Source organism: Oceanihabitans sp. 2_MG-2023 (genome assembly GCF_030547245.1).
GTDB lineage: Bacteria > Bacteroidota > Bacteroidia > Flavobacteriales > Flavobacteriaceae > Oceanihabitans.
On the sequence record NZ_JAUOQT010000003.1, the window covers coordinates 243,775 to 262,218 of the forward strand.

General features: G+C 29.9%; 18 protein-coding genes. 12 read left to right on the forward strand and 6 right to left on the reverse strand.

Translation table 11 applies throughout. From position 1 onward, the window contains the following. Positions 1 to 2 precede the first annotated feature (2 nt). A complete protein-coding gene (locus Q4512_RS07785; protein ID WP_303423661.1) occupies positions 3 to 572 on the forward strand; it encodes a type 1 periplasmic binding fold superfamily protein in 570 nt (189 codons plus the stop codon). Positions 573 to 656: 84 nt separating this feature from the next. Here Q4512_RS07785 and Q4512_RS07790 read toward each other — a convergent pair whose 3' ends face one another. Beyond that, a complete protein-coding gene (locus Q4512_RS07790; RefSeq protein WP_303423663.1) occupies positions 657 to 944 on the reverse strand; it encodes a hypothetical protein in 288 nt (95 codons plus the stop codon). A gap of 86 nt (positions 945 to 1,030) precedes the next feature. Then, positions 1,031 to 1,627 (reverse strand): GTP cyclohydrolase I FolE, encoded by a 597-nt coding sequence (gene folE, locus Q4512_RS07795; protein ID WP_303423665.1) that lies wholly within the window; start codon positions 1,625 to 1,627, stop codon positions 1,031 to 1,033. A 212-nt stretch (positions 1,628 to 1,839) separates the two neighbouring features. On the opposite strand from folE, the gene Q4512_RS07800 reads away from it, so the two are divergent. From Q4512_RS07800 to Q4512_RS07810, 3 genes are all read left to right on the forward strand, one after another. Then, on the forward strand, positions 1,840 to 4,275 hold the full coding sequence (locus Q4512_RS07800; RefSeq protein ID WP_303423667.1) for a DUF5916 domain-containing protein: 2,436 nt from the start codon (positions 1,840 to 1,842) through the stop codon (positions 4,273 to 4,275). 51 nt (positions 4,276 to 4,326) lie between these two features. Beyond that, positions 4,327 to 4,995 carry an ABC transporter ATP-binding protein gene (locus Q4512_RS07805; RefSeq protein ID WP_303423669.1) on the forward strand — a complete coding sequence of 223 codons (669 nt, stop codon included), beginning with the start codon at positions 4,327 to 4,329 and terminating at the stop codon, positions 4,993 to 4,995. A gap of 90 nt (positions 4,996 to 5,085) precedes the next feature. Next, complete coding sequence (locus Q4512_RS07810) at positions 5,086 to 6,783, forward strand: LIC_10190 family membrane protein (RefSeq protein WP_303423671.1); 1,698 nt, start codon at positions 5,086 to 5,088, stop codon at positions 6,781 to 6,783. Between the two features lie 12 nt (positions 6,784 to 6,795). Here the strand turns inward: Q4512_RS07810 and Q4512_RS07815 are convergent, their stop codons facing one another. Next, positions 6,796 to 7,305, reverse strand: coding sequence for a DUF3124 domain-containing protein (locus Q4512_RS07815; RefSeq protein WP_303423673.1), 510 nt, complete (start codon positions 7,303 to 7,305; stop codon positions 6,796 to 6,798). A gap of 154 nt (positions 7,306 to 7,459) precedes the next feature. Between Q4512_RS07815 and Q4512_RS07820 the strand changes: the two genes are divergently transcribed. Next, on the forward strand, positions 7,460 to 8,029 hold the full coding sequence (locus Q4512_RS07820) for a hypothetical protein (RefSeq protein WP_303423675.1): 570 nt from the start codon (positions 7,460 to 7,462) through the stop codon (positions 8,027 to 8,029). Between the two features lie 13 nt (positions 8,030 to 8,042). After that, positions 8,043 to 8,816 (forward strand): TIGR02757 family protein, encoded by a 774-nt coding sequence (locus Q4512_RS07825; protein WP_303423677.1) that lies wholly within the window; start codon positions 8,043 to 8,045, stop codon positions 8,814 to 8,816. Here Q4512_RS07825 and Q4512_RS07830 read toward each other — a convergent pair whose 3' ends face one another. Further along, positions 8,817 to 9,149: a DUF6799 domain-containing protein gene (locus Q4512_RS07830; RefSeq protein ID WP_303423679.1), complete on the reverse strand. Its 333-nt coding sequence runs from the start codon at positions 9,147 to 9,149 to the stop codon at positions 8,817 to 8,819. Positions 9,150 to 9,338: 189 nt separating this feature from the next. Between Q4512_RS07830 and Q4512_RS07835 the strand changes: the two genes are divergently transcribed. After that, entirely contained in the window at positions 9,339 to 10,535 is a 1,197-nt protein-coding gene (locus tag Q4512_RS07835; protein ID WP_303423681.1) for a GAF domain-containing sensor histidine kinase, read from the forward strand. A 55-nt stretch (positions 10,536 to 10,590) separates the two neighbouring features. Here the strand turns inward: Q4512_RS07835 and Q4512_RS07840 are convergent, their stop codons facing one another. Next, on the reverse strand, positions 10,591 to 12,480 hold the full coding sequence (locus Q4512_RS07840) for a peptidase M61 (RefSeq protein WP_303423683.1): 1,890 nt from the start codon (positions 12,478 to 12,480) through the stop codon (positions 10,591 to 10,593). A 132-nt stretch (positions 12,481 to 12,612) separates the two neighbouring features. Between Q4512_RS07840 and Q4512_RS07845 the strand changes: the two genes are divergently transcribed. The 5 genes from Q4512_RS07845 (at position 12,613) to Q4512_RS07865 (ending at position 17,860) form a co-directional block, all read left to right on the forward strand. Next, on the forward strand, positions 12,613 to 13,620 hold the full coding sequence (locus Q4512_RS07845) for a glycosyltransferase family 2 protein (RefSeq protein WP_303424031.1): 1,008 nt from the start codon (positions 12,613 to 12,615) through the stop codon (positions 13,618 to 13,620). A gap of 62 nt (positions 13,621 to 13,682) precedes the next feature. Further along, positions 13,683 to 15,605 (forward strand): BatA domain-containing protein, encoded by a 1,923-nt coding sequence (locus Q4512_RS07850; protein WP_303423685.1) that lies wholly within the window; start codon positions 13,683 to 13,685, stop codon positions 15,603 to 15,605. Next, on the forward strand, positions 15,602 to 16,855 hold the full coding sequence (locus tag Q4512_RS07855) for a dihydroorotase family protein (RefSeq protein ID WP_303423686.1): 1,254 nt from the start codon (positions 15,602 to 15,604) through the stop codon (positions 16,853 to 16,855). The genes Q4512_RS07850 and Q4512_RS07855 overlap by 4 nt, the downstream gene beginning before the upstream one ends. Position 16,856: 1 nt before the next feature. Then, positions 16,857 to 17,204, forward strand: coding sequence for a hypothetical protein (locus Q4512_RS07860; protein ID WP_303423689.1), 348 nt, complete (start codon positions 16,857 to 16,859; stop codon positions 17,202 to 17,204). Next, positions 17,204 to 17,860, forward strand: coding sequence for an alpha/beta hydrolase (locus Q4512_RS07865; RefSeq protein WP_303423691.1), 657 nt, complete (start codon positions 17,204 to 17,206; stop codon positions 17,858 to 17,860). The genes Q4512_RS07860 and Q4512_RS07865 overlap by 1 nt, the downstream gene beginning before the upstream one ends. A gap of 72 nt (positions 17,861 to 17,932) precedes the next feature. On the opposite strand, the gene Q4512_RS07870 is transcribed toward Q4512_RS07865, so the two are convergent. Next, positions 17,933 to 18,436, reverse strand: coding sequence for a hydrolase (locus Q4512_RS07870; RefSeq protein WP_303423693.1), 504 nt, complete (start codon positions 18,434 to 18,436; stop codon positions 17,933 to 17,935). Positions 18,437 to 18,444: the final 8 nt, after the last annotated feature.

An 18,444-nucleotide genomic window follows, 5' to 3' on the forward strand; every position in this document is an offset into this window, starting at 1 on the left:
AAATGAAAACATTAAAAAACACATTATTTATATTATTAGCCACTGTAGTATTTTCGGCATGTTCAAGCGATGATGACAATCCTGATCCAGTAAACGAAGAAGAAGTGATTACTACTTTAACTGCAACTTTAACACCTGTTGGTGGCGGTACAACGATTACTTTAAAATCACAAGATTTAGATGGTGATGGTCCAGATGCTCCTGTTATTACGGTTTCTTCTCCTATAGCTGTGAACACTACTTACAATGGAAGTTTAGAATTATTAAATGAAACAGAATCTCCTGCAGAATCTATTAATGAGGAAATTGAAGAAGAAGATGACGAACACCAGTTTTTTTATCAAGCATCTAATAGCATAGCTACTTTTGCTTATCTTGATTTTGATGGTGATGGTAATCCTGTTGGGTTAGAATTTACGGTAACTACGGCTGCAACAGCAGGTTCTGGAAATATTACTATTACATTACGTCATGAACCTAGTAAAGATGCTTCTGGTGTAAGTGATGGAGATATTACGAATGCTAGTGGAGAAACTGATATTCAAGCAGTATTTCCTGTTACTTTACAATAGGTTTTATTTCTTTAAAGTAAAAAATCCTTTCCATTTATTTGGAAAGGATTTTTTGTTTTTATGGTAATTGTTTTCTAATATTCGCTATTCTGCATCGACTTCTATAATGGTATCTTCTGGTTTTGTTTTTTTTATCACATTGGTATAAAACCACATAATAGTAAATGTTGGTATAAAATCTAACCCAGGAATCGCTTCTTCTATAAAAGTAATTATCCCAGCGTATTTTCCTATTTCTCCTTTATATAGCTTTGTCATTATATAACCAGAAAGTGGAGCCCAAACGATATCGATAAAAGGTATTAAACCAATAGCATCTAAAATGATACTAAAAGCTAAAAGTTTGTATTTATTTTTAAATTGTAAATTCATAGTAATTATAGTAAACAAAAAAAGTGCCAAGATTATTTGACACTTTATTAGTATATATTATTACCTAAATGTTACAGTGTAAGCGTTTAAGAAAGACTTGAACTAATCAATTTTAAAAATTCGTTTCTAGTTTCTATTTTTTCAAATTGTCCTCTAAATCCAGATGTTGTAGTTACAGAATTCTGCTTTTGTACACCACGCATCATCATGCACATGTGAGACGCTTCAATAACAACTGCAACCCCCTCGGGTTTTAAAGTATCATTAATACAATCTAATATTTGATGTGTTAATCGTTCTTGTACTTGTAATCGCCTAGCAAAAACATCCACAATTCTTGGTAACTTACTTAATCCAACAATTTGCCCATTAGGTATATAAGCTATATGTGCTTTTCCGAAAAATGGCAGTAAATGGTGTTCGCATAAAGAGTATAATTCTATATCTTTAACAATTACCATATCCTTATAATCTTCTTTAAACATAGCACTTTTAAGAATATCTTCTGGCTCTTGATTATAACCTTGTGTTAAAAACTGCATTGCTTTTGCTGCACGTTCTGGAGTTTTAAGTAATCCATCACGTTTCGTGTCTTCCCCTAAATCTTCAATAATGTTTTTATATTGGTTTTTAATCCCTTCGGTGACTTCAATATTATACTCTTCAAATTGTTTGTATGGCATTTTTTATAAATTATATATGTAAAAATAAGTAAAAAAAAATAGTCGTAAATAAACATTCATAATTACGTTTATATCTATATTTAAGACGTTTGTCCAGTTATTTTCAGTATAACAATATAGTTATGTATTTTAGTTTTTTTTAGATATACTGTAACATTTATTTTTTTTAATGGTCTTTAGAATATCAATTAAAAAACGAAACACTAAACCAAATGAGACATTTATCTATCTTCTTACTTGCAATGATTACTGCTATTACTTTGCAAGCACAAGAAAAAAAGTCCCTTAACATTAAAAGAACAGATCAAGCACCAAAAATTGATGCCATTTTAGATGATACTGCATGGCAAGATGCTGAGGTTGCAAGTGATTTTATTCAATTTAGACCAGATGCTGGAGCTTTAGAAAAAGAATATCAAAAAACCGAAGTAAGGGTGACTTATAATGATAATGCTATCTTTTTCGCTGCATATTTGCATGATAAACCTGAAGAAATTATTAAACAATTTTCGCAACGGGATAATTTTGGTATTTCCGATTTTTTCGGAATTGTATTGAACCCAAATAATGATGCTCAAAACGATGTCGAATTTTTTGTTTTCCCTACAGGACATCAAGCAGATGCAATTGCAAACCCTTCCATAGGAGAAGATTTTGGTTGGAATGCCGTTTGGGAGAGTGCAACTAAAATTGTGGAAGATGGTTGGATTGTTGAAGTAAAGATTCCCTATTCTACCCTTCGATTTTCGAATCAGAAAGTGCAAACTTGGGGTTTACAATTTCATAGAAGATTTAGAACAAATGGTTCTCAATATGCATGGAACCCAATAAATGTAACTAAAGGTAATATTGGTTTATATCATGGTGAAATTAATGGTATAGAAAATATAGAACCTCCTACTCGATTAAGTTTTTATCCTTTTGCCTCTGCAACTTACAATAGTCTTCAAAGTCCCGATTATGGTTTAGGTATGGATCTTAAATATGGAATAAGTGAAAACTTTACTTTAGATGCAACACTAATTCCAGATTTTAGCCAAGCTGGTTTTGATGATGTACAACTTAATTTAGGCCCTTTTGAGCAACAATTTTCGGAGCAAAGACAGTTTTTTACCGAAGGTGTAGATTTGTTTTCTAAAGGAAACTTATTTTATTCTAGAAGAATTGGTAGTGCTCCAATTGGAGAGGTTACTTTAAACGACAACGAAGAAATAATAGAGGAGCCAGAAAGAGTAAATATGCTTAATGCTATTAAGGTTTCTGGTAGAACTAAAAACGGCTTAGGTATTGGTGTTTTTAATGCTATTACAGAAAAAACAAAAGCACAAATAAAAGATAATGTAACCAACGCTACTCGGGAAGAAGTAATTGAACCTTTAGCCAATTATAATATACTAGTTGTAGACCAACAGTTTAATAAAAACTCTTCTGTAAGCTTAATAAATACAAATGTTACAAGAAATGGGCATGCAAGAGATGCAAATGTTACAGGATTACTTTTAGATCTTGTAAATAAGAATAATACCTATGGTTTTATAGCACAAGCTAAAAGAAGTGATTTAAATCTTCCAGATGAAAATAATCAAGTTGGATATAGTACAAATCTTGGTTTTGGAAAAAATAGTGGGAAATATAGATTTTATTTTGAGCATGAAGCTGTTGATAAAAAATATGATATTAACGACATGGGTATTTTATTTAGAAACAATTACAGTAATTTTTATGCAAACGGAAGCTACAGAATATTTGAACCTACAAAAACACTAAATGATTTTCAATTATACGTTAATGCGAATGTGAGTTACTTATTTAAACCACATACGTATACCGGTAAAAATTTTAATGTAAACTTTAACTCCACTATAAAAAAGAATTTAATGGGCTTTGGTGCCTATGTAGCAATTCAACCAGGAAAACAGTATGATTATTTTGGCCCAAGAGCAGAGAATCGCTACTTTATTTCTGAAGATTGGTTAAACATGAATGGATGGATTTCTTCAAATTACAACAAGACTTTTGCTTTAGATGCAAATCTTGGCTACGAAACACTTTTTGAAAGTGGTAGAGATTATACAAGCTACTTCTTTAGTTTATCACCTCGTTTAAAACTTGGAGATAGATTTATTATGCAATATTCTTTTGATTACGATATCGAGTTAAAAGAACGCGGTTATGTAGAAACTCTAGATAATGACGCTATAATTTATGGTCAACGTGATCAAGAAACAATAATTAACAGCATATCTGGAAGCTATAATTTTAATTCTTTTCATGCCTTAAACCTAACGTTTAGAAACTATTGGAGTACCGTTACTTACGAGGACGATTTATATGCGCTACAAGAAAATGGAAGACTAAATCAAGACGATGGTTACACAAAAGAAGATGTTGATAATCCAGATGTTAATTTTGATACTTGGAATTTAGATTTGTCCTACTCATGGCAATTTGCTCCTGGAAGTCAATTAACTGCATTGTACAGAAATAATTTGCTTAACTTTTCTAATGCTTCTGAAGAGGATTACTTTACGAGTTTAGACAATTTATTTAAAGAAGACATTAACCACACATTTTCTATTAGAATGGTATATTATATAGATTATAATAATGTGAAAAACATCTTTAAATCGAAACCTAAAAACATTTAAAGTTGCTGGATTAAGCATAAAGTAGTACTTTCATAGCTTGATAAAGAGATCATGATTCAAGCCAAAAATATTCATAAATATTACGAAGATTTACACGTTTTAAAAGGTGTAAATCTTCATATTAAAAAAGGAGAAATTGTATCAATCGTTGGTGCTTCCGGAGCAGGAAAAACTACACTTTTACAAATTCTTGGTACATTAGATAAAGCTTCAAAAAAAGAAGATACAAGCTTTAAGATTAAGGGAACAGATATTCCTTCATTAAACGATAAAGCATTAGCAAAATTTAGAAATGAAAACATTGGTTTTATTTTTCAATTTCATCAACTTTTACCAGAATTTACTGCATTAGAAAACGTTTGTATTCCTGCTTATATAAAAGGAACAAAACCTGCAGAAGCTGAAAAAAGAGCTAAAGAACTGTTAGATTTTCTTGGTTTAAGTCACAGATACAAACACAAACCAAATGCCCTTTCTGGTGGCGAACAACAACGTGTTGCTGTAGCAAGAGCTTTGGTGAATAATCCAGATTTAATTTTTGCCGATGAACCTTCTGGAAATTTAGATAGTACTTCGGCAGAAAACTTACACAATCTCTTTTTTAAATTACGTGATCAATTTGGGCAAACCTTTGTTATTGTTACACATAACGAAGAACTTGCAAATATGGCAGACCGAAAACTAACCATGGTAGATGGAAAAATAGTAGATAGTTTGTAATAGTGATTTAACACTACTTCAAAACATTATATTATAATTGCACTTGTTGGAGTATCTTTTTTATTTTACATTTATGAGCTAATAAAACCTATGTTTTTAATTCTTCTTTCTTGGCTCTATATTCTTGCAATAAGCAGCATTATTGGAATTAGCATAAATCGTTTTTTACAACTTCAAAAAAAAGATAGTATAATCACTATTTTTTTCGGCTTTTTTGGCATTACACTAATGGCTAGTATTTGGGCAATTCCGTTTGCTATTAACAGTTATTTCCATGCTTTATTACTAAGTATTACTATCCTTTTAGGATATAAAATCAGAAAAAAAGTTATCCCATTCTGGCTAGAATTAAAAACAAGCCTACTTAACTTAAACACTTTTTTTAAAATCTTTATAGGTGTTATTAGTATTCTCATTTTAGCGCAAAGTGCTTCTCCTCCATTTATTATTGATAACGAATCCTATTACATACAAACCATAAAATGGCTTAACGAATATGGTTTTGCAAACGGCCTAGTAAACCTACATGTGTTTTTAGGCCAAACTTCTGGTTGGCACATTTTACAAAGTGCTTTTAACTTTAGCTTTATTTACAACAGATTTAACGACTTAAGTGCTTTAGCACTACTACTTGCTAACGTATATGCTATTGGATTATTAAACAATTATTTCACTAAAAAAGAAGACTCAAAACTAAACCTAATATTTGGGTTGTTTCCGCTATGGAATGTGTTCTTTTTCCAATTTATATCTGTTCCTTCTCCAGATATTGCCATTTATATATTAAGCTTTATTCTTTTACATCAATTTATTTTGTGCTATGCTAGTTATACAAAACAAGCATTTCTTGCCGTTGTAATGCTCTCTTTTTTTATGATATTTATTAAGCTTACAGCTTTACCTTTCTGTATTTTCGCTTTGGTTTTATATAAACGATATTATGTATTTACAAGAAGTACATCTTCAATTATTATATTGTTTGGAAGTCTAACCTTATTCCTTTTTGCTATTAAAAATATAATAGTAACTGGAAACTTATTATTCCCAATACAAGGAATAGAAAGTTTGAAAACTTCGTGGAGTTTACCCGAAAATATAGAAACTTATTTTGCTAATTACACAAAGCCTTATGCGTTTCATTTAGCTGCAGATACTTTTGAAAATGCTTCGTATTTAACTCGCTTAAAAAGTTGGTTACTTGCTCCAAGCCTTCATGGTTTTTTCAATAAACTAATCCTACTTTGTTTGGCTATTTGCCCTTATACAATCTATAAATCAAAAAACAAAAAAGCATTTTATACTATATATTTTGTTGCCATTTTAACAATGCTATTCTTGTTTTTAACTTCTCCTCAATATCGCTTTTTCTTTCCGTTTATATTATGTTTTAGTTTACTGTTAGTTTCAAAAATAATACTACATAAAAAAAGCATGGAAGTAGTTTTAGTAGTTTGCACAATACTTACTACTATACCATTGTTTTTTAAAGTAAATAATCAGCAAATAACAAATAATAAGCAGCTTGCAGTGTCAAGTACTTTTTCTTTAAAATACATTATAACTCCGTATAAAAACAGCAAGTATTCTGAAGATTATATAACCATACAACTAAAAGAAACTAATATAAACACACCAACAAATGTTGACTTTTTTTGGGGAACTGGAGATATTCCGTTACCAGCCTTAAACCAAGAACAATTAGATTTTTTTAAAACCTATTTCCATAGGATTCCGCAACAAAGGACAAAAAATTTAAAAGATGGTTTTATTAGCAAAAAAACCAAATAAAGGATTTAAATATTATTTAATTCGTTTCGCTTCTGTAGTAAAAGACAAACCTTGTTTTCCCATTGTTGAAGTCATAATACCTTCAAATAAAGGTTCTGGAGTATTTTTAGGTATCTTCCATTCAAAAATAAAGTTAGAACCAGTTCCGCCAGCAATATCAATTTCATCTATAATAATTTCTGCGGTTTCTAATGGAGCCAAATAAATTGGTGAATCAAAATATTTTCTAACAGATGTTCCATGTGTATCAAAATACTCGGCTTTTAATATATAAATAGTATCTAAATCGCTAATATTTCGCATACTCACCATAACTGTTAAATTATGAGTCTTATGTTCGGATAAACTATAAATTTGCGAATAAGTGCTTAGGTAAGATTTACCATATTGCAAGGAATCTTTAGTGCTAATTTTCGTCATTCTTTTAGACCAGTTCTCGACATTAATAGAACTAACTTCTTTTTGCTCATCACAACTTATCAGGATGAAACTTACTAAAATAAATACGATACCCTTTTTCATTATTACTATTTTGAATTGAATTTTAGAATAAAATGAAAGTTAAATTATTTTCATAGAATTACAAAGAAGAGTAGTCTATATTTATTTGTTATTTTATTTTTTAAGTTGACGCAACCAAAAGCTAAAATTTACATCTAGTAATAAACAAACCTTTATGATTAAGAAAACCATTCAATCTTTTGTCTTTTTTGCACTTTTTCAAGTCTTTATTTTTTCGTGTTGTACAGAAGATTATAATATGTATTATGAATCTTTATATTTTGTTGCAGAAGACCAACTCGATGGAGATACCACAACAGTAAAGTCTGAAGATTTGTTCTTAAATTTTGAAACGCTGTTTGATTATGTAGTTGCATCTAACTACAAAGAATTAAAAAAATTCACAAATGCAGCTTATGCTACTACATGTGATGAAAATTACACTTTAAAAGAACACGTTTCCCAAATTATAATTACTTCAAATGAAGATGTTTTTGGCATTCCTGCAGGAAATTCTTTAAATAGCAAATTATCGTTTTTAAACCCAGTAACACTAGAAAACGAACCTGTAGAAAATATTATTTCTGTTTTAAATCAAACCGAAGGCTATTATTACAACAGGAAAGATTTTGTATTCAATGAAACTATTCCTGAAGGAACTATACTTGCATTTACCATTACGATTATTATTGAAGAAAACGGCAGAATACTAGAAGCTACAACAGATATGGTTACTATAGAATAACTATATTTGTGCTGTGAAAAAACTAAACCAAAAAGAACTCAAAGAATTTCTTGATACTAAGGTAGCGGAATATAATAACCCTAAGTTTATTGAGAGCGATCCAATTCAAATTCCACACGAATTTTCTAAAAAAGAAGATATTGAAATCGCTGGTTTTTTAACTGCTACAATTGCTTGGGGAAATAGAAAAAGCATCATTAATAATGCAAAGAGAATGATGCAAATGCTAGATCATACTCCTCATGATTTTATTTTAAACCATCAAGAAAGTGACCTAGAAAAATTAGAATCTTTTGTACACAGAACTTTTAATGGCTTAGACTTTATAACTTTTGTAAAAGCTTTACAATACATTTATTTAGAACATGAAGGCTTAGAAACAGTATTTGCTAATCATATAGAAATGGGTTCGATGCAAAAATCGATTCATTACTTTAAAAAAACCTTTTTTGAAATTGAACATCTACAAAGAACTCAAAAACATGTAAGCGATCCGCTAAAAAACTCAGCAGCAAAACGCATCAATATGTTTTTAAGATGGATGATTAGAAACGATAATGCAGGAGTAGATTTTGGCATTTGGCAAAGCCTCTCTCCTAGTCTGTTATCTTGTCCTTTAGATGTTCATTCTGGAAATGTAGCACGAAAACTAAGATTACTTAAACGCAAACAAAATGATGCAAAAGCTTTATTAGAGCTAGATACCGCATTACGGAAACTAGACGCTAAAGATCCTGTAAAATACGATTTTGCGTTATTTGGACTTGGTGTTTTTGAAGGTTTTTAATTACTTTCTATGCTTTTTAAACTTTTTATATAATGCAACATTTAATGCATCTTGACTTTCATAAATTTTACCACTAAAACCAATACATTCTCCTTCTTTTAAAAAAAACTTCTCTTCATTTGTTAATCGATAACTACCATTAGGATAAACAATAGTTCCATTGTTTAACTTGAAAATTTTTTCTAATAAATCAATTTTACCGTTTTGGTTTTTAAAAACTTTTCCGTCTATCGAAATGCAAAAATTAGCATCTTCAATTTCTGTTTTATCTTGAGCAAAAAAACTTCCAGTTGTAAAAAATGCAAGTAGAAATAATAAATAAATATTTTTCATTTTAAATAAAGATTAATTAATAGCGTATTTAAATATAGTATTTTTTCAATTCATTTAAGATATTTTACTAATCTATTCTTAAAATAAGAATATAATTTTAGTAAAAAGAAAAAAAATAGATACATTTACATTACTAGGTTTAAATAAATCATAAAACTCCCTGTTTATTTTTTTAAAACCATTAATAAAATGATTGAACCCAAACTACCAAACAATGAAAAAGAACGCATTAAATGTGTTACAGAGTCTGGGCTACTAGACACTTTACCAGAGAGTGACTTTGATAATATTACAGAGTTAGTAGCTGCAATATGTAATGTTCCAATTTCTTTAATTACGTTATTAGACGCAGATAGAAATTTTTTAAAATCACATCATGGTTTAGATATTTCAGAATCGCCTAGATCCATTTCTTTTTGTGGCCATGCTATTTTACATGAAGAAGATATTTTTATTGTAGAAGATTCAAGAAAAGACAAGCGCTTTCAAGGCAATCCCTTACTAGAAGGCTTTAAAGCTATTTTTTATGCTGGCGTGCCTTTAAGAAATCCGGAAGGGTTGGCACTAGGAACTTTATGCGTATATGACCACGAACCAAGAGAATTAACAAAAAGTCAGATTAATGCATTGATTTCTTTAGGGAAACAGGTAATGAATTTATTTGATTTAAAAAAGAAGAATGATTTACTAGAGGGCCTTCAAAAGGAACTTGCAAATAGAAATAAACATTTAAGAAGTTTTGCAAGTCATGTTTCCCATGATTTAAAATCTCCTCTAGCAAATATTAGTTCTCTAACCGAGTTATTAAAAGATGAAAATAAAGATAAATTATCTGAAGAATCGTTACAATACATTGATTATATTGATGAATCTGCCGAAACATTAAGAGACTATATAGATGGTATTTTAATGCACTATAAAGCAGATGAGCTTGTAAACAAAGAGTTTGAAGATGTCGCTGTACCTAAGCTTTTTGAGAAAATTAAAACCATTTTAATGCTTAAGGATACTAACTTTCAATATTCTAAAGATGGATTTATACATAATCAAAATGTCGCTGCTATAACGCAAGTATTACTTAACTTAGTAGATAACGCCTTTAAATATAATAATAAACCAAACCCATTAATTTCACTAGATTTTTCTAATACGGATAAAGAGTATGTTTTTAAAGTAACAGATAATGGAAAAGGAATTAAGCCTGAAAAACAAAAAGATATTTTTAATCTTTTTAGCACTACCGGAATTAAAGATATACGTGGAAAAAAAGGTACAGGAATTGGTTTGTATACAGTAAAGACTTTAGTAGAAAAACTTGGAGGTACGATAAAACTAGATTCGGAACCAGAAAAAGGAAGTACATTTACTTTTACAATTGCAAAATAAAAAAACGCCTGATATTATTTATCAGGCGTTTTTTTTAATCTTTATTACTTACTTTTTATCCTTTTAACCAAGCTTTACGTAAAGCATTTTGTGCTTCGGTAGCATCTGCTTTTGGTTTTAATTTTTTTCCTATTGTAAAAGATTCTGTAAGTGCAGTATTTATTACTACTTCTTTACCATCTCTTTCTAGAACAACATTAATTTCTTTTCCAGGTTGCCACATGTACATACCTCCAATAATTTGTTGTGCAGAAGCCATTGTTAAAGCAACACCATCTACAGATTTCACAATATCGCCAGCTTTCACACCATTGTCATTCCAAAAGCTATTGTTCGCAACTGCTGGAGAAAAAGCAATAGTTTGTGTTTCTCTGTTTGGAGCAAAAATAAATTCACCATCATTTTGAATATAGTTTGTTTTCACTTTACTTTTTTCAAATGCTAATCCTGCTTTTTCAAAAAACATATTATAATCAATAGGAGTTGTCCCTTCAACATGTGTCTTTAAAAATGTTCCAATAGATGGATATGTCATTGCTGTTATTTCGTCAATAATGGTATCATCGTTAAAAGGTTTGTTTTTTCCGTACTTAGCAGAAAGTTCTTTCATTAAAGTAAGCATACTTCTATTACCATTACTTTCCTCACGCATTAAAATATCAATACACATTCCTATTAAAGCACCTTTCATATACACGTTATAATATTGTGGTGCATAAGGTTCTTCCAATACGTTTTCACTCATTTTGGTGAAACTCATGGTATCGTTCATATTCGCTGCAGTTTTTATCTTACCCAACATTGTTGTGTAAAATTCATCTTCTGTCATTAACCCTTCATATACTTGAAAGTGCTGTGCAAAATATTCTGTCACACCTTCATACATCCATAAATGTTTAGAAAATGTAGGTTGATCGTAATCAAAATAATGTACATCGTCACTATGCACACTTAAAGGTGTTACAATATGAAAAAACTCATGTGCAACCACATCCGTCATGCTTTTTGCTAAACCATCAGCAGGAGAAGATTCTGGCATTACTACAACAGTAGAAGTATGGTGTTCTAAAGCTCCAAATCCTTTTGGAGAATCTTCTTTACCTTCACTTAAATACAAGAAAATATCATAACGAGGTGTACTATTTACATCGCCTAAATATTCTTTTTGAGCTTGCATCATTTTATACATCGTCTCTTTTAATGAAGCTGCCGTATGTACTTTATTTGGTGAGTATACACTTAATACCACTTTAATATCTCCTACTTGAAACTCTTCAACATCTAGATTACCATAAAACATTGGGTTATCTGTAATATCAAAATAACGAGGTGCAAAGTAGCTAGTTGTTGTAGAAGCTCCATCTTTGCTAGTTGTTGCACCTACTTCTTGAATTGCAGAAGAACGTTTAAAACTAACTGGTGCAGTTACATCTAACTTGTATTGTGCATTTTTTAAAGAATCGAAATAACCAATAAAACCATGTAAATTTAATACATAATTTGTAGGTTCAATATTTGTTCCTGCTGGTGAAAATGGATTGTCTCCTCCTATTCCTCCAGAGCTTTCTGTATCGAAAGTATCATTTACATTATAGCTAATTTTGTCTAAAGTAGTTGCATTTGTTATAGTCCAAGAATTATCATCTAATTTAGTTGTAGGTATTTCATTTCCTTTATAGTCAAAAGCTTTAAAATCGTCTACATATTTTCCGAAATCACTTACAGAATATGTTCCTTGCACTACTCTAGGTAATCTATAAGTTACTGTTTCTACCGTAAAGCGTCCTGGATTAATTGTTACAGGAACCTTATCGTTAGTAACTTTAGTTAAATCTAATGCCGTTTCAATTGCTGTACTTGTTGCTAAAGCGTCTGATGTCGTTTTAGAAGTTCCACAAGCTACTAACAATGTACTTAAGCCAAAAATGGCAAATACTCTTTTCATAATTAATAATTTATTTTACTCTCTTTTTAAGAGAAATTGGTTTTAGTTAATCTATTGACGCCCAAAAGTACAATGTGTTACAATTTAAATCCTTAACTTTTTGTTAAAATGAAGATTTCCTATATTCGCCATATGCAAGAACCTCTTATTAGTATAATTACTCCTTTTAAAAATACCGAAGCTTTTTTAACTGCTTGCTTAGACTCTATTCTTAATCAAAGTTATACCAATTGGGAACTTATTATAGTCGATGATAACTCGACGGATTTTAGCTATCAACTTGTAGAACATTACGCTAAAAAAGATACTAGAATTAAGCTATTAAAAAATAATGGTGAAGGTATTATAGACGCGTTACAACTTGCGTTTAAAAATAGTTATGGAACGTATATTACCAGAATGGATAGTGATGATATTATGCATCCAAATAAGTTAAAAATTATGTTGTATAGTTTACTAGAAAAAGGAAAAAAACATGTTGCAATTGGATTAGTAAAGTATTTTAGTGAAACTGGTATTAGTAATGGTTATGCGCGTTATGAAACTTGGATAAATGATTTAACTCGTAAAGGAACCAATTATTCTGAAATATATAAAGAATGCGTAATTCCTTCTCCATGTTGGATGTTACATCGTGAAGATTTTATTGCAGCTGAAGCTTTTAATCCTAATCGTTATCCTGAAGATTATGATTTAACGTTTAGATTTTATAAGCAAAATTATAAATGTATTCCTTGTAATCAAGTACTTCATCAATGGCGAGATTATAGTACTAGAACCTCTAGAACGCATGAGCATTATGCACAAAACTATTTTTTAGATATAAAACTCCATTATTTTTTAGAACTAGATTATAATACTAAAAGACCTATAACCATTTGGGGAGCAGGAACAAAAGGAAAAAACATAGCAAAGGCTTTAATCGAAAAAAAAATCCCTTTTTATTGGATTTGCGATAATGAGAAAAAAATTGGAAAACACATTTACAATCAAGAGCTTCATAATTTCGATTACTTAAAACAAATTGAAAATCCGCAATGTATTGTAACCGTTGCAAACGCTGAAGCACAGAAAGAAATAACAAGCTATTTTAATACACATAAAATGAAGCCTATGACAGATTATTTTTTCTTTTGTTAAAACAAAAACAAATTACTCTCAAATTCACAATCATTTTTTATCTTTGACCAATCTAAAATAGTATGCAGTTTAAACACCCAGAAATTCTTTACGCATTATTTGCACTGCTTATTCCTATTATTGTTCATTTATTTCAGCTTCGTAAGTTTCAAACTGAGAAATTTACTAACGTTGCTTTTTTAAAAAAAGTAAACCTACAAACACGCAAAAGTGCCATTATAAAAAAATGGCTAACCTTATTAACTAGATTACTTATACTAGCTGCTGCAATCTTCGCTTTTGCGCAACCATATACTTCAAAAACAAACAGCTTAAATACTAAAAGCGAAACGGTTATTTATTTAGACAACAGTTTTAGTTTACAAGCAAAAGGAGCACAAGGTGAATTATTTAAAAGAGCGATTCAAGATCTCATTACTGAAGTTCCTGAAGACGAAAACATATCTATTATAACCAATAATCAAACTTTTAAAAACACAACACTTAAAGCTATTAAAAACGATTTATTGCAATTAGATTATGCACCAAATCAATTAAGCTACGAAGCTGTTCTATTAAAAAGTAACACCTTATTTACTAAGGAAACTAATCGCAATAAGAATTTGATTTTTATTTCCGATTTTCAAGAAAAAGGAAACAATTTTAATCCAAAGATAGATTCGCTAATACAAATTCATGCAGTTGCTTTAAAGCCTGTAAACACAAATAATGTTTCAATAGATAGTGTTTACATATCCAACACTACAGCAACAAATGTAGATATAAGTGTTCGATTAAAAAATACAGGAATCGCTTTAGAAAATATTCCAGTTTCCTTATCGAATGATGGCAAACTCATTGCAAAAACAGCTGTTGCACTACAAGGCGAAGCGACAACTAGTTTTACTATTCCTATAAATGAAAGTATTCATGGAGAAATTACCATTGAAGACACACAACTGCAATTTGATAATAGTTTCTATTTTAATATCAATAAAGCTTCAAAAATCAATGTGCTTAGTATAGATAATTTTAACGAATCTTATTTAAAACGAATCTTTACAGAAAATGAATTTAACTATTCTAGCTCGAAACTCAATCAGTTAAACTATAGTGTTTTTGACCAACAAAACCTTATCATTATAAACGAATTAAAAGAAATACCAAACGCATTATCTACTGCGCTTACTGCTTTTACAGAGAACGGAGGGTTTCTTATTATTATTCCTAATCAAGAAATAGCGCTTTCCTCCTATAACAATTTACTATTGCAATCTGGTTTAGCATTTAATACTAAAAATACTTCTAAGAAAAAGATAACAAGTATTAATTATTCGCATCCTTTATATACTAATGTTTTCGATAAACAAGTTGCTAATTTTCAATACCCTAAAGTAAATAGTTATTATACGTTTCAAACCGAAAACGCTTCCAAAATACTACAATTTGAAGATGCCAAATCCTTCTTAACAAATAGTAAAAACCTATTTGTATTTGCTGCTGCTTTAAATAGTAAAAACTCGAACTTTGTAAATTCCCCTTTAATCGTTCCTACTTTTTATAATATAGCAAAACGTAGTTTACAAATCCCGAATTTATATTACACCATAGGAAAAGAAAATAGTTATGATGTTGCTGTAACACTACAACAAGATGATATTTTATCATTAGTAAAAGAGGACGTTAATATGATTCCGCAACAGCAATATTTTAACAATAAAGTATCTATTATTACAAACGAAACACCAAACGAAGCAGGAATTTATACTGTAAAAAACAAAGTAGAACGTTTAAAAAACGTAAGTTATAATTTAGATAGAACGGAAAGTAATTTGGTATATCAAGACATTAGTAGCCTTAAAAATATAACCACAAGTAAATCGATAACCCAATTATTTAATACCTTAAAAAGTGACTCAAAAATTAACGAGCTATGGAAATGGTTTGTTATTTTTGCCTTACTATTTTTGATTATTGAAATGGGCATCTTAAAATATTTTAAATGAACGTACTCATAAAATCGGCAACCATTATTGACTCTAAAAGCGAGTTTCATAATACTGTTCAAGATATTTTAATAGAAAAAGGAGTAATTAGTAAAATTGGTGAAAACATCAATAATACTAATGATTACAAAGAAATCATTCTAGAAAACCTACACATTTCACAAGGATGGTTCGATAGTAGTGTGTGTTTTGGTGAACCTGGTTTTGAAGATAGAGAGACTATAAATAATGGTTTGCAAACTGCAGCGCTTTCTGGCTTTACAACTGTTGCCTTGAATGCAAATACGCAACCTGTTTTAGATTCGAGTTCTAATATTGCTTTTGTAAATAATAAAGCACAAAATCATGCCGTACAATTATTACCAATAGGAGCTTTAACAAAAGACAGTAAAGGAGAGCATCTTGCAGAAATGTTCGATATGAAAAATGCTGGAGCCTGTGCATTTCAAGATTATAAAAAACCGATTGCAAATGCCAATATGCTAAAAATTGCATTACAATACGCTAGTAATTTTGGTGGCTTGGTGTACTCTTATCCGCAAGACAATGCTATTAGCAGAAATGGTGTCGTAAATGAAAACATTACAAGTACAACCTTAGGTTTAAAAGGAAACCCTAATCTAGCCGAAGCATTACAAGTAGCTAGAGATTTATTTTTATTAGAATATACCGAAGGTAAATTGCATATTCCAACTATTTCTACTGCAGAAGCTGTAGACCTTATTCGAGAAGCAAAAAAGAAAAAACTAAATGTAACTTGCAGTGTTGCTATACACAACCTGTTTTTTACTGACGAGGTTTTAACAAATTTTGATACGAACTTTAAAGTACAACCTCCTTTACGAATACAAAAAGATGTAGATGCTTTAATAGAAGGTGTAAAAGACGGAACCATAGATATGGTTACAAGTGACCATAACCCATTAAATATTGAACTAAAAAACATTGAGTTCGATTATGCGGACTTTGGAACCATTGGTTTAGAAAGTGCTTTTGGTGCATTAAACACCTTATTTACAACAAAGAAAGCCGTTAGCCTTTTAACCAAAGGAAAAGATCGATTTGGAATAGAAAATAAAACGATTACCGAAGGAAATAAGATGCATGCAACTTTGTTTAATCCGAATACCAAATATATTTTTGGAAAAACGAACATACATTCCAAATCTAAAAATAGTATATTTTTAAACACAAATCTTAAAGGAAGCGTTTATGGTATTATTGCAAACAATAAAATGATTCTTAAGTAAAATGACAGAACAAACAATAGAAGAAGGTAAAAAACTAGCAATTATAGCGTACATAACCATATTTGGTCCTATTATAGCTTATTTTTTAAATAACGAAAAGAAAAACGATTTTTCATCATTTCATATTAGACAAGGATTAGGATTATGGATCTTATTTTTAATGCTAGGAAGAGTCATTTCTTCTTTTGATAGCTGGTTAATAAGTTCTAGTTTCTATTTATGTTTTGCTGTTCTATTTATTTATGGCATTTCGTCAGCAATTTCTGGTAAAATGCAACAAGTACCTTTAGTTGGTGCTTTTTTTCAGAAATTATTCGCAAATATTGGTACATCTGATTCTAATTCATAATGACTACACAAAATCTTTCCCTTTATCATATAATTCGTCAATCCTCTTTAAAAGAAAATGCTCCTTTACTAATTCTTTTTCATGGTTATGGAAGTGATGAAAACGACCTGTTTTCTTTTGCTTCAGAACTACCAGAAGAATTGTTTATTATTTCTGTAAGAGCGCCTCAGGCCATGCAACCTTATGGTAATGCTTGGTACACCATTAATTTTGATGCTACAGGAGCTAAATGGAGTGATGACGAAGAAGCTAAAGCATCTAGAGATCTTATTGCTAAATTTATTGATGAAGCAACTGCTACTTATCCTGTAAATAAAGATAATGTTTCTCTTTTAGGATTTAGTCAAGGTACAATTTTAAGCTATGCAGTAGCATTAACGTATCCCGAAAAAGTAAAAAATATAATTGCTTTAAGTGGTTATGTAAATCCTGCAATTTTACCCGAAAATGTTGCAATTAAAGATTATTCTAATCTTAATTTTTATTGTTCACATGGTAGTGTAGATCAGGTTATACCTGTAGATTGGGCTAGAAAAGCACCAATATTTTTAAAGTCTTTAAATATAAAGCATGAATATAGTGAGTTTCCTGTAGGACATGGTGTTGCTCCACAAAATTTTTATGCTTTAAAAGCATGGTTAGTAACTAAAATATAATAGTAAATAGATTTATTTAATAAAAAAGACCACTAGTTTTAGTGGTCTTTTTATGAATATATCATTCGCTACTTAATTTGTGGGATATAAAAACGAGTCTACAATCTCAAAAGTGAGTTCTCTATTTTCACCTATAGTATATTTTAAAAATAATTCTCCCCAATATTCGCCATCATTAAAATTACAAATTACCCATTTGTGATTTAATACACGAACAGCATTGATAATCATTTTTCCTCCTGGAGACATTGCTGCATAAGGAATTAAAGGGTTTGGTTCTGTTTTTAAATTCAATTCATAAAGAGATTCTTCTATTAACGCTATTAACTGGTCACTTTCATAACCTCGTTTTTCAATATAATTTAATGCTTCCTCCGAATAGCCTAAGCTAAATTCAGAATATTGAAAAGCCTTATCTCCTAATACAGTAATCGAATCTTTATATTTTTCAATTTTCTTTACATAACCATCTAGTTGTACTTTATCTGCTTCAAAAACATTTTTAGAATTTACATATTGAAACACCACAAGTAATGCTGTAAAAATAAACAAGTACATAAAAATCTTATTCTTCATAATAATCT

What these genes read in the sequence shown, in the direction of transcription:
- Q4512_RS07835 (WP_303423681.1), top strand. Translation starts at nt 9,339, where the DNA reads ATGATTGAACCCAAACTACCAAACAATGAAAAAGAACGCATTAAATGT.
- folE (WP_303423665.1), bottom strand. Translation starts at nt 1,627, where the DNA reads ATGCCATACAAACAATTTGAAGAGTATAATATTGAAGTCACCGAAGGG.
- Q4512_RS07850 (WP_303423685.1), top strand. Translation starts at nt 13,683, where the DNA reads ATGCAGTTTAAACACCCAGAAATTCTTTACGCATTATTTGCACTGCTT.
- Q4512_RS07810 (WP_303423671.1), top strand. Translation starts at nt 5,086, where the DNA reads ATGTTTTTAATTCTTCTTTCTTGGCTCTATATTCTTGCAATAAGCAGC.
- Q4512_RS07820 (WP_303423675.1), top strand. Translation starts at nt 7,460, where the DNA reads ATGATTAAGAAAACCATTCAATCTTTTGTCTTTTTTGCACTTTTTCAA.
- Q4512_RS07870 (WP_303423693.1), bottom strand. Translation starts at nt 18,436, where the DNA reads ATGAAGAATAAGATTTTTATGTACTTGTTTATTTTTACAGCATTACTT.
- Q4512_RS07805 (WP_303423669.1), top strand. Translation starts at nt 4,327, where the DNA reads ATGATTCAAGCCAAAAATATTCATAAATATTACGAAGATTTACACGTT.
- Q4512_RS07800 (WP_303423667.1), top strand. Translation starts at nt 1,840, where the DNA reads ATGAGACATTTATCTATCTTCTTACTTGCAATGATTACTGCTATTACT.
- Q4512_RS07855 (WP_303423686.1), top strand. Translation starts at nt 15,602, where the DNA reads ATGAACGTACTCATAAAATCGGCAACCATTATTGACTCTAAAAGCGAG.
- Q4512_RS07830 (WP_303423679.1), bottom strand. Translation starts at nt 9,149, where the DNA reads ATGAAAAATATTTATTTATTATTTCTACTTGCATTTTTTACAACTGGA.
- Q4512_RS07790 (WP_303423663.1), bottom strand. Translation starts at nt 944, where the DNA reads ATGAATTTACAATTTAAAAATAAATACAAACTTTTAGCTTTTAGTATC.
- Q4512_RS07840 (WP_303423683.1), bottom strand. Translation starts at nt 12,480, where the DNA reads ATGAAAAGAGTATTTGCCATTTTTGGCTTAAGTACATTGTTAGTAGCT.
- Q4512_RS07785 (WP_303423661.1), top strand. Translation starts at nt 3, where the DNA reads ATGAAAACATTAAAAAACACATTATTTATATTATTAGCCACTGTAGTA.
- Q4512_RS07865 (WP_303423691.1), top strand. Translation starts at nt 17,204, where the DNA reads ATGACTACACAAAATCTTTCCCTTTATCATATAATTCGTCAATCCTCT.
- Q4512_RS07860 (WP_303423689.1), top strand. Translation starts at nt 16,857, where the DNA reads ATGACAGAACAAACAATAGAAGAAGGTAAAAAACTAGCAATTATAGCG.
- Q4512_RS07845 (WP_303424031.1), top strand. Translation starts at nt 12,613, where the DNA reads ATGCAAGAACCTCTTATTAGTATAATTACTCCTTTTAAAAATACCGAA.
- Q4512_RS07815 (WP_303423673.1), bottom strand. Translation starts at nt 7,305, where the DNA reads ATGAAAAAGGGTATCGTATTTATTTTAGTAAGTTTCATCCTGATAAGT.